The 11,506-nt window shown below is 69.2% G+C and carries 11 protein-coding genes, 1 tRNA gene and 1 pseudogene; 10 read left to right on the forward strand and 3 right to left on the reverse strand.

Translation table 11 applies throughout. The features are described 5' to 3' along the window. Positions 1-965 (reverse strand): annotated as a pseudogene (locus SSQG_RS15830) (SUKH-4 family immunity protein); the annotation flags it as partial. An 8-nt stretch (positions 966-973) separates the two neighbouring features. Continuing rightward, positions 974-1,978: an SMI1/KNR4 family protein gene (locus SSQG_RS15835; protein ID WP_003990796.1), complete on the reverse strand. Its 1,005-nt coding sequence runs from the start codon at positions 1,976-1,978 to the stop codon at positions 974-976. Positions 1,979-2,350: 372 nt separating this feature from the next. Here SSQG_RS15835 and SSQG_RS15840 point away from each other — a divergent pair, with 372 nt between their 5' ends. Both SSQG_RS15840 and SSQG_RS15845 read left to right on the forward strand, forming a co-directional pair. After that, a complete protein-coding gene (locus SSQG_RS15840) occupies positions 2,351-2,956 on the forward strand; it encodes a YwqJ-related putative deaminase (RefSeq protein WP_003990797.1) in 606 nt (201 codons plus the stop codon). Between the two features lie 76 nt (positions 2,957-3,032). Next, a complete protein-coding gene (locus SSQG_RS15845; protein ID WP_003990798.1) occupies positions 3,033-3,527 on the forward strand; it encodes an SUKH-3 domain-containing protein in 495 nt (164 codons plus the stop codon). A 5-nt stretch (positions 3,528-3,532) separates the two neighbouring features. Here the strand turns inward: SSQG_RS15845 and SSQG_RS15850 are convergent, their stop codons facing one another. Continuing rightward, a complete protein-coding gene (locus SSQG_RS15850) occupies positions 3,533-4,831 on the reverse strand; it encodes a sensor histidine kinase (RefSeq protein WP_003990800.1) in 1,299 nt (432 codons plus the stop codon). Positions 4,832-4,998: 167 nt separating this feature from the next. On the opposite strand from SSQG_RS15850, the gene SSQG_RS15855 reads away from it, so the two are divergent. From SSQG_RS15855 to SSQG_RS15890, 8 genes are all read left to right on the forward strand, one after another. Next, positions 4,999-5,865 (forward strand): hypothetical protein, encoded by an 867-nt coding sequence (locus tag SSQG_RS15855; protein WP_039932832.1) that lies wholly within the window; start codon positions 4,999-5,001, stop codon positions 5,863-5,865. 23 nt (positions 5,866-5,888) lie between these two features. Continuing rightward, positions 5,889-5,961, forward strand: a tRNA-Gln gene (locus SSQG_RS15860). A gap of 123 nt (positions 5,962-6,084) precedes the next feature. Beyond that, the gene (gene glmU, locus SSQG_RS15865; RefSeq protein WP_003990802.1) at positions 6,085-7,530 is read left to right on the forward strand and encodes a bifunctional UDP-N-acetylglucosamine diphosphorylase/glucosamine-1-phosphate N-acetyltransferase GlmU; all 1,446 of its coding nucleotides are present in this window, start codon (positions 6,085-6,087) and stop codon (positions 7,528-7,530) included. Positions 7,531-7,659: 129 nt separating this feature from the next. Beyond that, positions 7,660-8,640, forward strand: coding sequence for a ribose-phosphate diphosphokinase (locus SSQG_RS15870; RefSeq protein WP_003990803.1), 981 nt, complete (start codon positions 7,660-7,662; stop codon positions 8,638-8,640). 189 nt (positions 8,641-8,829) lie between these two features. Further along, complete coding sequence (locus tag SSQG_RS15875; protein WP_003990804.1) at positions 8,830-9,426, forward strand: 50S ribosomal protein L25/general stress protein Ctc; 597 nt, start codon at positions 8,830-8,832, stop codon at positions 9,424-9,426. Between the two features lie 69 nt (positions 9,427-9,495). Further along, positions 9,496-10,098 carry an aminoacyl-tRNA hydrolase gene (gene pth, locus SSQG_RS15880; RefSeq protein ID WP_003990805.1) on the forward strand — a complete coding sequence of 201 codons (603 nt, stop codon included), beginning with the start codon at positions 9,496-9,498 and terminating at the stop codon, positions 10,096-10,098. A gap of 54 nt (positions 10,099-10,152) precedes the next feature. Next, positions 10,153-10,644, forward strand: coding sequence for a hypothetical protein (locus SSQG_RS15885; RefSeq protein WP_039935115.1), 492 nt, complete (start codon positions 10,153-10,155; stop codon positions 10,642-10,644). A gap of 148 nt (positions 10,645-10,792) precedes the next feature. Beyond that, the gene (locus SSQG_RS15890) at positions 10,793-11,485 is read left to right on the forward strand and encodes an LPXTG cell wall anchor domain-containing protein (protein ID WP_003990807.1); all 693 of its coding nucleotides are present in this window, start codon (positions 10,793-10,795) and stop codon (positions 11,483-11,485) included. Positions 11,486-11,506: the final 21 nt, after the last annotated feature.

Genomic DNA, 11,506 nt, shown 5'->3' on the forward strand with positions numbered 1-11,506 from the left:
CCACCCTGCGGATACCCGTACGGCTGCCCACCCGGCGCGGGCGGAGGCGTACGCCCCGCGGCACACCACCGGGCGGCGTACCCGGCAACCCCGGGAGCCCCGCCCGGCCCCGGCGGATAGCCATAGCCCGGCTCGCCAGACGCAGGTGCGGGAGCGGCCGCCCCGGGCACACCACCCTGCGCGTTCGGATCCTCGACCGCCGGCGACACCGCCGTCGGCGGAAGCTGACTGCCCCCCGAGATCAGCGCCGTCTTGGCGTCGGGGGTCGCCGTCGGCGGCTGCGGCGCCTCACCGTCGGCCTCGCTCAGCGGCGGCGCGAAGACCGTCGCGGGCAGCGGCACGGAACGGTCGTCCCCGGCATCCGCGTTGGTGTCCGTACCGGCCCAGGGCGTCGCCCCGGCAGGCGCACCCGGCGCCACCTCCCCAAAATCGCCGGAGTCGCTGCCTCCAGCAGCCGGCCACGACGTACCACTCCCGGAGACGGAATCCCCGACGGAACCACCAGCCGGCTCAGCGGCAGAAGCGGAAACAGAAGGAGGGGGAGAGGCCGGTGCGGCGCCCGCCCCGGCACCACCACTGCGCCGATCCGGAATCCCCATCTTGTCGGCGGCATCCTGCAACCACTCCGGCGGAGTCAGCAGGAACGACGTCTGATTCAGATCCACCCGCGCGGGACGCGCCGGCGCCGGATCCTCCACCGCGTCCGGACGGCCGTACTCCTCCTCGTACCGGCGGATCACCTCACCCACCGGCAGCCCCGGCCACAGCGTCGCCTCGCCACTGTCGCGCGCGATCACCAGCCGCTGCGCACCGCCGTCCGAACGCGGCCCGTCCGCACGGTCCTCGGCCCACACCACGAACCCGAGATCGAACTCCCGCACCCGCACCTCACGATGCTGGTACGACGGCAGATCCCCGTTGATCCACTCTTCCGCGCGCTCCTGCGCCTGTGCGAAGGTCACCATCGCCGAAGTCACTCCCCCACAGCCGAGGACGACACCGCGCCCACCGGCGCCACACGCGCGAACCCGCCGTCCACCATCAGGTTCGCCACCGTCTCCAACTCCGGCGGATTACCGGCCAGCCGCGACAGGAAGACGTCGAAGTCGTCCCCGCACGGCAGCAGCAACCGCTCCACCCGCTCCGCCGGCGGCACCGAGGGATCCACGTCCCGCGCGTCGTCGTACGAGCAGAACCACACCGACCCGATCCGGTCGCCCTTCACCTTCACGGCCAGCAGCCCGCCCTGGACGAAGCCAACCCCCAGGTAGTCCTTGGTCAGATGGTCACGCAGACACTTGTTGACGTACACCAGGTCATTGACGGCCGCCTCGTCGCGCACCGTGAAGAACGGCTGGTCGACCAGCAACCCCAGCTCCGCGTCCAGCGCGGCACCCACCGGCGCACAACCCCCCGCCGCCTTCAGGAACGACCGGTACGCGCCCGGCAGCCGGTAGCCGAGGTCCTCCTCGACCCCCTGCACCTGCGACTCCGTCACCGCCACGCCCGACTTCGGCAGCCCGAAGTGCGCCGGACGCGTCTCCTGCAACGGCCGCGTGCCACGCTTGCCGTGGTCGACACCCGACGTGGCCACACCGCCGTGATGCCGCAGCAACGCCTTCACCTCGACCGGAACCAGCTCCAGCCGACGCGAGCCCACCGCGTGGTGCCACGTCCAGCCGTGCGGCGTCGCCACCGCCGGCACCGTGTCCCACAACTCATGCCCGGACGCCGCCAGCGCCGAGTTCGCCGACACGTAGTCCGTCAGCCGCAACTCGTCCACACCGAAACCCTCCGGCGGCTCCGCGATCTCCGCCGCCGCACGCGCGTAGGGCGAGAAGTCGGGGTAGCCACGCTCGTCGACCCGTACCCCCCTCGGGTGACGGGTCGCCCGGACCGGGTCCGGGAAATGCACGACCTGCCCGGCGTAGGCCGCGTTCGGCGGCGCGGCTTGCTGCCCGAGCCGACCTGTCGTCATGGCGGTTGCCCCCTGCGGCACTCTGTACGACCCGTGTCGACCACCTTCGGCGTCCAACGGCCCGTATCGACTGTCACGTCTGCTGTCTCGACTTCTCTGCACTGCACGCGCGCACCGCGCGGATCACCCTCCGGTTCACTGCATCGATCTCCGAACGGATCACCGCATGGCCCGCGGTGCCGACAGCCTATGCGGTACGGCGACACCGGTCACCGGCACCGGTCAGCGGCCCCTCCGCTTCCGTGACCAGGCGTCACCCCACCGTGACGCCACGCCCCGGTACGGGCGTGTCACCGCGCCCCAGCTTCCGCACCAGCCACGGCATTTGGCAGTCTGTGACCCCCGGGGGGATGCACGGAGGGGAAGACGATCATGAACGCGACGCAGACGGGACAGCACACCGGCAGGTCCGCCGACCCACGAAACGGCGACCCCCGAGCCGGCGACCCGCATGCCAGTGACCCGCACGCCGGCGACCCACGCACCGGCGACCCCCGAGGCGGCGACCCCCGCATCGGCTGGAGCGCCACCGCCGCCACCCACACCCCCGTCCTCCACCACCGCCGCGACGGCATCCTCCCCACCGTCGCCGCCGCCCTCTCCGTCCGCGGCACCACCCTCACCGGCACCGCCGCCCGCGGCGACACACCCCCCGCCCTGCACCCCCTCGTCCAGGACTTCCTGGACACCCTCACCAGCGCCCAACGCGACCGCTTCACCGGCCGCTGCGCCGAAACCATCCTCATCTCCCGCCACATCGCCGCCGCCGACACCGCCCGCAGCAAACGCGCGGCACGCAAACCCATGACCAACGGCGAAGCCCGCAAAGCCCTCAAACAGGCCAAACTCACCGCCCGCCGCATCCGCGAAGACGGCGACCCCCTCCACGGCAGCTTCGCCACCCCCTGCCGCGCCTGCACCGCGCTCAGCGCCCACTTCGGAGTCCGCGTGGTCGACCCCGCGTCCCAGAACGGCTGAGGCACCCCACCGGGAACACCACGCAACACGGCGCACACCTCACGCCGCCCCACGACCCCGACGAGACGAACGGCAGATGCACACCGACCGCACCTCCACCACCCGCTTCGCCGTACCCGTCGACGCCGCCCTGCGCGCCGCCGGCTGGCAACCCGGACGCTGGGACATCAAACAGGCCGAGATCTGGGCCGACGCCCTGCGCGACCACGCCTCACCCGCCGGCCACCGCCACAGCGTCTTCCCCGCCGCCGTCGAAGCCTGGGCCGAGTTCGGCGGCCTCCACATCACCCCCACCGGCCCCGGCCGCCAGGTCGCCCCCGCCACCCTCCACCTCGACCCCCTGCACGGCCTCCACATGGCCCGCACCCTCGGCGACCTCGGCCGCGCCCTCGGCACCGAGGTCTGCCCACTCGGCGCCGAAACCGACCACCAAGGCCTCCTCGCCATCGACTCCGACGGCCGCGTCTACACCCTCGACCACACCGGCGACTGGTACCTCGGCCCCGACATCGACCAAGCCCTCTCCACCCTCATCGCCGGCACCGAACCCAGCCGCCTGACAACCGCCTGACCGGCCTACGACGCCGGAATCACCGCCGACACCCGAAAACCCCCCGCATCCGTCGGCCCCGACACGAACACCCCACCCAACGCCGACACCCGCTCCTTCATCCCCACCAGCCCGTTCCCCCCGGACGGCAACCGAGCCGACGACGCCGCCGCCTCCGGCGGCTCGTTCTCCACCTGCATCGCGATCTCCGACACCCGATGCGCCAACCGCACATACGTCTTCGCACCCGCCGCATGCTTGTGGACGTTCGTCAACGCCTCCTGCACCACCCGATACGCCGTCTGCTCGACCTCCGGCGCATACGACCGCGCATCCCCCTCCACCGACAGAGCCACCACCATCCCCGCCGCCGCCGACTGCCCCACCAACTCCTCCAGCTCCGCCAGACACGGCCCCTCGTCATCAGCCGCCCGCGAAGCCGCCGCCGCAGCAGCCACCCCCACCGCCGCCAACGGCACCGACGCGGCAGACACCCGCCGCTCCTCCCCACCACTGCGCAACACCCCGAGCATCTCCCGCAACTCGGTCAACGCCTGCCGCCCCATGTCCCCCACCAGCGCCGCATTCCGCACCGCCTTCTCGGGATCCTTACGAGCAACGGCCTGAAGCGCCGCGGCATGCACCACCATCAGACTCACCCGATGCGCGACCACATCGTGCATCTCCCGGGCGATCCGCGTCCGCTCCTCGTTCCGCGCCCACTCCGCCCGCTCCTCAGCCCGCTCCGCCAGCAACTGAAGCTCCCGCTCCAGACTGTCCGCACGCTCCCGCAAGCTCTCCATCAGACGCCGCCGCGCCCCCACGTACAGCCCCAGCAGCACCGGAGGCGCCGTGAACCCCAGCGACATCGTGATCGCCGCGAAGGGCACGAACCAGTCCCCCAGCTCCAGATCCCCCCGCACCATGTCCTGCTGCGTCTTCACGAACGTCACGATGAGCGTCCCCACCAGCGACATCCCCGCCAGCGAACCGATGATCCGCCGGGGCAGCTCCGACGCGGCGAGCGTGTACAGACCGACCACGCCCATCAGGAAACCCATCTCGGCGGGCGTGATGGCGATCGAGACCAGCACGACAGCGATCGGCCACCGCCGCCGCACCACCAGCACGGCCCCGGCGAGCAGCCCGAACACCACCCCCGCCACGACCGGGATCCCCGCGTCCCTGGCGAACGGAATCCCTTCCAGCCCGCACTCCAGCGCGGACACCACGGCCAGACTCGCATCGAACACGGCACTGCGCCGTCTGGCCCACCACCACGGCCCTCCCTGGGCCGCCACATGGTCTTCCCCCGTCGCGGTCATGCCTCCAGCCTACGGGCGCCTCCCGCCGGTTTTCCGATGAGTTTCCCGGACTGGCCTACACCACACTCCGTGACCGTTCGGACGCCATACCACCCGGTATCCCTCGAACTGCTGAATCGCTCACCGTTCGACCCCGGAGGCCTCCATTCCGCCCGGACGGTATGCCTATGACACATGCATCTGGCAAATACGCCGACTTCGAAGGACTGCGGGAAAGGGCGATGACGTTGCGGCGGGCAGGGCTCAGCCGCCGCCAGATCCGCGACCGGCTGCACGTCGACAACAACGACATCCTCAACCGACTCCTGGAGGGCGAACCCCCGCCGGCCTGGACGAAGCGCCCGAACGCGAAGGACGACCTGCGGGAAAGGGCGAGGGAGCTCCGGCTCCAGGGCTGGACGTACGACCAGATCCAGGTGGAGCTGGGGTGCTCGAAGAGTTCGATCTCGCTGTGGGTGCGGGACCTGCCGAGGCCGGAGCGTCGCGCTCCGACCGAACAGGCAAAGCTGGCGGCGCAGCGGAGGTGGGAGCACGAACTGCCGGTACGCGACGAGGAACGGCAGCTGACGAAGGAGGCCGCCAAGAGAGCGGTCGGCGAGCTCTCGCCCCGGGAGCTGTTCCTGGCAGGCGTCGTCCTCTACTGGGCCGAGGGCGCCAAAGACAAAGCACACGGCCGACAGCGCCGCGAGGTTCTCCAGTTCATCAACAGCGACCCGAACGTCATCCACTTCTACCTGTGCTGGCTCGAGTCGTTGCACGTCGAGCGTGAGCGCCTCCGATTCCGTGTCTACATCCACGAGTCGGCAGACGTGGCGGAGGCCGAGACCTACTGGGCCGAGCTCGTCGGCGTGGACGCTTCGGCCTTCCAACGCACCACGCTGAAGAGGCACAACCCGAAAACCGTGCGCAAGAACGTCGGCGATTCCTATCGAGGCTGCTTGGCCATCTACGTAACGAGAAGCGCCGACTTGTATCGTCGCATGGAGGGCGCCTGGTACGGCATAGTAGGAGGCGCCACTCGGCGGCCTGACTAAATGTCCGGTTTAGTCGAGATTGTTCCCCCGTGGTGTAATTGGTAAGCACTGTGGCTTTTGGTGCCATCTGTCCGGGTTCGAGTCCTGGCGGGGGAGCCCATACTCGGTTCGGGTCCTGGCTGCTGAAATGTCGGTCGGGACCCGCACCCATACCCCCCACAAAACCCCCCGGTATCCTGCGGATGTCACCCCACCCCATCCACAGCCGAAGGGCATCCCGTGAGCGCCAACCGCCCGGCAGCCGTCGTCGTTCTCGCAGCGGGTGAGGGCACCCGTATGAAGTCGGCCACACCCAAGGTCCTGCACGAGATCTGCGGCCGCAGTCTCGTGGGGCATGTGCTCGCCGCCGCAGGTGAGCTGAACCCCGAGCACCTGGTCGTCGTGGTCGGCCACGCCCGGGAGAAGGTCACCGCGCACCTCGGTGACATCGCCCCCGACGTCCGTACCGCCGTGCAGGCCGAGCAGAACGGCACCGGGCACGCCGTGCGGATGGGCCTGGAAGAGCTCGGCGGGGCCGTCGACGGGACCGTCGTGGTCGTGTGCGGGGACACTCCCCTGCTCAGTGGCGCGACGCTCCAGGCCCTCGCCGCCACCCACTCCGCCGACGGCAACGCGGTCACCGTGCTGACCGCCGAGGTGCCGGACGCGACCGGCTACGGCCGGATCGTCCGTGACGACACCGGCGCCGTCACCGCCATCGTCGAGCACAAGGACGCCACCGACGTCCAGCGGTCGATCCGTGAGATCAACTCGGGTGTGTTCGCGTTCGACGGCCAGCTGCTCGCCGACGCGCTGAAGAAGGTGCGGACGGACAACAGCCAGGGCGAGGAGTACCTGACCGATGTGCTGGGGATCCTGCGCGAGGCCGGTCACCGGGTGGGCGCGTCGGTGGCCGGCGATCATCGTGAGATCGCCGGTATCAACAACCGTGTGCAGTTGTCCGAGGCCCGCCGGATTCTCAACGACCGGCTGCTGACCGGGGCGATGCTGGCGGGTGTGACGGTCATCGACCCGGCGACGACCTGGGTCGACGTCACCGTCACGTTCGAGCAGGACGCGGTCGTCCACCCGGGTACGCAGTTGCACGGGGTCACGCACCTCGGTGAGGGCGCGGAGGTGGGTCCCAACTCCCGGCTGACGGACACCCGGGTCGGGGCGGGTGCGCGGGTGGACAACACCGTGGCGGTGAGTGCCGAGGTGGGTCCGGAGGCGTCCGTGGGGCCGTACGCGTACCTGCGTCCGGGTTCCCGGCTGGGTGCGAAGGGCAAGATCGGGACGTACGTCGAGACGAAGAACGCGACGATCGGGGAGGGGACGAAGGTCCCTCACCTCTCTTACGTCGGTGACGCGACGATCGGTGAGCAGACGAACATCGGTGCCGCGAGCGTCATCGTGAACTACGACGGTCAGGACAAACACCACACGACCATCGGGTCGCATTGCCGTACGGGCGCGGACAACATGTTTGTGGCGCCTGTCACGGTGGGAGACGGTGCGTACACCGCCGCCGGGTCCGTGATCACGAAGGATGTGCCGCCCGGTTCGCTGGCCGTGGCCCGTGGTCAGCAGCGGAATATCGAGGGTTGGGTGGCTCGTAAGCGTCCGGGGAGCGCGGCGGCGAAGGCGGCCGAGGCGGCTTCCCGGGAGTCGGCCGGCGAGGGCTGACCGGAAACCGGTGCTACAAACACGGCGTACGGTGATAAGTGCATACCCGCACCCCCACCAGCTGTGACAGCCTCTCGCAAGCCGGCTGAGAGGTCTTTCGAGCTGCGAAACCTCTGAGGAGAAAGTGCTGTGACCGGGATCAAGACGACCGGCGAGAAGAAGTTGATGTTCTTCTCCGGCCGCGCCCACCCCGAGCTTGCCGAGGAGGTCGCCCAGCAGCTGGGTGTCGGGGTTGTCCCGACGAAGGCCTTCGACTTCGCGAACGGTGAGATCTATGTGCGTTATCAGGAGTCGGCGCGTGGTGCCGACTGCTTCCTGATCCAGAGCCACACGGCTCCGATCAACAAGTGGATCATGGAGCAGTTGATCATGATCGACGCGTTGAAGCGGGCGTCGGCCCGGTCCATCACGGTCATCGTGCCGTTCTACGGTTACGCGCGGCAGGACAAGAAGCACCGGGGGCGTGAACCGATCTCGGCGCGTCTGATCGCGGACATGATGAAGACCGCGGGTGCGGACCGGATCCTGACCGTGGATCTGCACACGGATCAGATCCAGGGGTTCTTCGACGGTCCGGTGGATCACCTGTTCGCGCTGCCGCTGCTGGCGGACTACGTGGGTGCCAAGGTCGACAAGGGCAAGCTGACGGTGGTGTCTCCGGACGCGGGCCGGGTGCGGGTCGCGGACCGTTGGTGTGACCGGCTGGGTGCGCCGCTGGCGATCGTGCACAAGCGGCGGGACAAGGACGTCGCGAACCAGGTGACCGTCCACGAGGTCGTGGGTGAGGTCGAGGGTCGGGTGTGTGTCCTGGTGGACGACATGATCGACACGGGTGGGACGATCTGTGCCGCCGCGGACGCGTTGTTCGCGCATGGTGCGGAGGACGTGATCGTGACGGCGACGCACGGTGTCCTGTCGGGTCCGGCGGCTGACCGGCTGAAGAACTCGCGGGTGAGTGAGTTCGTGTTCACGAACACGCTGCCGACGCCGGCGGAGCTGAGCCGGGATCTGGACAAGATCTCGGTGCTGTCGATCGCGCCGACGATCGCGAGTGCGGTGCGTGAGGTGTTCGAGGACGGTTCGGTGACGAGCCTGTTCGACGAGCAGTAGGAGTCCCTGGCGGGGCTTGTGTAGATCGTTTTGGGTGCGGCCTCTCTGGCCGAGTAGACTGCTGCAGTTGCTCGGCGAGGGAGGCCGTTCCCGTGTGTGGGATGCGGTGGTCCGTTATCGACGCGCTCTTCGTAGCAGGCCGTTCGTGGCCGGGTGACCACGTCCGTACCTGACTTTCGAGGAGTGAGCATGTCCGAGGTGAAGATCTCCGCCGCGACGCGCACCGAGTTCGGCAAGGGTGCCGCGCGCCGTATCCGTCGTGAAGACAAGGTTCCGGGTGTCCTGTACGGGCACGGTTCGGACCCGCTGCACGTGACGCTTCCGGGCCACGACCTGCTGATGGCGCTGCGTACGCCGAACGTCCTGATCGCGCTGGACATCGACGGCAAGACCAAGGAGCTGGCGATTCCGAAGGCCGTGCAGCGTGACCCGCTGAAGGGCTTCCTGGAGCACGTGGACCTGCTGCTGGTGAAGCGCGGCGAGCGGGTCAACGTGGACATCTACGTCCATACCGAGGGCGAGCTGGCCCCGGGTGGCTTCCTGCTGGAGCACGTGCTGAACGCGCTGCCGGTCGAGGCCGAGGCCACGCACATCCCGGAGTCGGTGACCGTCTCCGTCGAGGGTCTGTCGGCCGGTGACTCGATCCTGGCCAAGGACATCACGCTGCCCAAGGGCACGACGCTGGCCGTCGAGGAGGACACCGTCGTTCTCCAGGTCCTGGCCGCGCAGGCCGAGGAGGCCGTGGAGGGCGAGGAGACCGAGGGCGAAGAGGCCGCCGAGGCCTGATCCTCACCGTCGTCGTTTCGTCGGCCGCTGTTCCGGTGCGGAGCAGCGGCCGACGCGTATGAAGGAGACATGGACGTGACGACCGATGCTGCCGCTCCCTGGTTGATCGTGGGGCTGGGTAATCCGGGGCCGGAGTATGCGGGGAACCGGCACAACGTGGGCTTCATGGTGGCCGATCTGCTGGCGGATCGGGTCGGGGGGAGGTTCAAGCGGGCCGGGCGGGCGCAGGCGCAGGTGGTCGAGGGGCGGATCGGGCCGCCGGGGCCGTTGAATCGGCGGGTGATCGTGGCGAAGCCGATGTCGTACATGAATCTGTCGGGTGGGCCGGTGAACACGCTGCGGGAGTTCTACAAGGTGCCGGTCGCGCATGTGGTGGCGGTTCATGACGAGTTGGACATCGATTACGGGACGTTGCGGTTGAAGCTGGGGGGCGGGGACAACGGGCACAACGGGCTGAAGTCGATGACGAAGGCGTTCGGGTCGGAGTATCACCGGGTGCGGTTCGGGATCGGCCGGCCGCCGGGGCGGATGCCGGTGGCGGATTTCGTGCTGAGGGATTTCTCGTCGGTGGAGCGCAAGGAGCTGGACTACTTCGTGGACCGGGCGGCGGACGCGGTGGAGTGTCTGGTGATCGAGGGCCTGGAGCGGGCGCAAAGCACGTACAACTCCTGACTTGTCACCCACCGAGGTTGACGGGCCGTTCGGGCATGGCCAATGATCCCGGCCATGCCTGCCTCTGCCGCCTCCTCTCGCCCGGCCTCGGTCACCGTGCTGCGGTTCGGGCGGTTCGCGACGATGGGTGCGGTCGCGGTGCTGATTCTGATCGCGGGTGTGTGGGCGTCGTGGGGTACGGCGCAGCATGTGATGCTGACGAAGGGCCGGGAGAGCGGCGCGGTCGAGGTGACGCGGTGCGGTGCGGACATGTGCACGGGCCGGTACACGCCGCTGTCGCAGGGTTCGCAGCCGCGGGCGCGGGTCGAGTTGGAGAAGTCGGTCGCGGTGGAGAAGGGCCGGACCTACACGGTGGTCATGAAGCCCGGCAGTGATGACGCGGTTCGTTCGGGTCCGGCCGGGGTGTTGTACGCGTGGATTCCGCTGGGTGGTGCGCTGTTGCTGGCGTCGGTGGTGGTGGCGGGTGGTCTGCGGCGGACGCGGGTGGCGTGGGTGCTGGCGTTGTCGGGGGTGGGGTTGCTGACGGCGGCTTTCGTGGCGGTGTGAGGTGTTCTCGGTGTTGTCCCGTTCCTTGGTTTTCTTGGTGTGGCCGAGCGTTGTGTGTTCGTGATTGACGTGGCTTCGGGTGGGGCTGGAAGCTGAGCCGCCCCCTCCACATCTTCCCGGTCACTTCTCGAAGACGGACTGCCTGCCCATGCGTACCCTTCCCCGCCTCGGCGCTGTCTGCGCCGCTGCTTCCGTGGTCCTCCTGCTCGCTCCGGTCGCCCATGCCGCCCCTCCCGGTGACAACGGCACGGTCAAGATCCATGACGCTTCGACGGGTGAGGAGCTGCGGCGTAACGAGCCGCATGTGTGCACCTTCTACCTGGATGCTTTCGGTTTTGACGGCGGTCAGCGGGTCGAGTGGCACATCGATGCCGTTCCCCCGAGTGAGAACAGGGGGGAGACGGTCGGGTCCGGTTCGCTGACGCTGGACGGCGAGGGGCACGGCCGTTCGGAGGACCTGTCGCTGCCCGACGGGCACTACAAGTTGTTCTGGAACTTCGACGGTGAGAAGGGTGCCGCGAAGCACAAGGTGTTCTGGACGGACTGCGAGGACGGGCAGGAGCCGGGTGGTTCGACGCCGTCCGGGTCGGCTTCCTCGTCGCCGTCGTCCGGGGTGTCCGAGGCGCCGTCGGGTGAGCCGGGGGCGTCGGCGTCGCCGAGTTCGCCGGCCGGTGGGGGTGTGACGGCGTCCTCGTCGGCGTCTGCGCAGGGTGTTGCCGGGGGTGATCTGGCCGAGACGGGCAGCGGGGCTCCGGTGGGTCTGCTGTCGGGCGGTGCGGTGGCGCTGGTCGGGTTGGGCGGGTTCCTGGTGTTCCGTCGCCGGAGGTTCGGTCGCGGCTGATGCACGAGATGACCGTGCCCC

The sequence above is a fragment of the Streptomyces viridochromogenes DSM 40736 genome, assembly GCF_000158955.1.
In the GTDB taxonomy this organism is placed as follows: Bacteria; Actinomycetota; Actinomycetes; order Streptomycetales; family Streptomycetaceae; genus Streptomyces; species Streptomyces venetus.